Origin of the sequence: Virgibacillus sp. AGTR (assembly GCF_016919725.2) — a bacterium.
Classification (GTDB): Bacteria; Bacillota; Bacilli; order Bacillales; family Amphibacillaceae; genus Virgibacillus; species Virgibacillus salarius.
In genome coordinates this window covers 1-928 of record NZ_JAJERH010000172.1, presented here as the reverse complement: position 1 = coordinate 928, position 928 = coordinate 1, and the positions used below count along the sequence as shown (strand labels likewise).

Sequence of the window (928 nt, the reverse complement as noted above, 5' to 3'; positions counted from 1 at the left end):
TGGTTGTTTTGTTCAGTTTTCAAAGAGCAAATATTGGTGGAGCCTAGCGGGATCGAACCGCTGACCTCCTGCGTGCAAGGCAGGCGCTCTCCCAGCTGAGCTAAGGCCCCATATAATGGTCGGGAAGACAGGATTTGAACCTGCGACCCCATGGTCCCAAACCATGTGCTCTACCAAGCTGAGCTACTTCCCGAAAAAATGGCGCGCCCGAGAGGAGTCGAACCCCTAACCTCTTGATCCGTAGTCAAACGCTCTATCCAATTGAGCTACGGGCGCTTATGGTGCCGAGGGCCGGACTCGAACCGGCACGGTGGAAACCCACCGCAGGATTTTAAGTCCTGTGCGTCTGCCAATTCCGCCACCCCGGCTTGGCTTGGAGCGGAAGACGGGATTCGAACCCGCGACCCCCACCTTGGCAAGGTGATGTTCTACCACTGAACTACTTCCGCAATACAATATATTTTTATGAATGGTGCGGGTGGAGGGAGTCGAACCCCCACGTCCGAAGACACTAGATCCTAAGTCTAGCGCGTCTGCCAGTTCCGCCACACCCGCAAAATTATATTATTATGGTGAGCCATGGAGGATTCGAACCTCCGACCCTCTGATTAAAAGTCAGATGCTCTACCGACTGAGCTAATGGCTCATAAATTTTTAATTCTAGAAGTTCTAGCGAACTAATAACTCGTACATAATTAACAAGTATAATGAAAATGGTGCCGGCCAGAGGACTTGAACCCCCAACCTACTGATTACAAGTCAGTTGCTCTACCAGTTGAGCTAGGCCGGCTTTATGGTGGAGGATGCAGGGCTCGAACCTGCGACCTCTTGCTTGTAAGGCAAGTGCTCTCCCAGCTGAGCTAATCCTCCGATGCACTATGTGCAACGCATAAATAAATTGCGTTTTGAATTAAAAATTAAGTATAAT

At 50.2% G+C, this 928-nt stretch carries 9 tRNA genes; all 9 read right to left on the bottom strand.

Annotated elements, in window-relative coordinates:
• Positions 1 to 34: 34 nt before the first annotated feature.
• A tRNA-Ala gene (locus tag JUJ52_RS23090) sits at positions 35 to 110 on the bottom strand.
• A 6-nt stretch (positions 111 to 116) separates the two neighbouring features.
• Positions 117 to 193 (bottom strand) — tRNA-Pro (locus JUJ52_RS23085).
• Positions 194 to 199: 6 nt separating this feature from the next.
• Positions 200 to 276 (bottom strand) — tRNA-Arg (locus JUJ52_RS23080).
• Positions 277 to 279: 3 nt separating this feature from the next.
• A tRNA-Leu gene (locus JUJ52_RS23075) sits at positions 280 to 368 on the bottom strand.
• 6 nt (positions 369 to 374) lie between these two features.
• A tRNA-Gly gene (locus JUJ52_RS23070) sits at positions 375 to 449 on the bottom strand.
• A 21-nt stretch (positions 450 to 470) separates the two neighbouring features.
• Positions 471 to 555: transfer RNA gene (locus JUJ52_RS23065), tRNA-Leu, on the bottom strand.
• 15 nt (positions 556 to 570) lie between these two features.
• Positions 571 to 646: transfer RNA gene (locus JUJ52_RS23060), tRNA-Lys, on the bottom strand.
• Positions 647 to 714: 68 nt separating this feature from the next.
• Positions 715 to 790, bottom strand: a tRNA-Thr gene (locus tag JUJ52_RS23055).
• A 4-nt stretch (positions 791 to 794) separates the two neighbouring features.
• Positions 795 to 870 (bottom strand) — tRNA-Val (locus tag JUJ52_RS23050).
• Between the last annotated feature and the right edge of the window lie 58 nt (positions 871 to 928).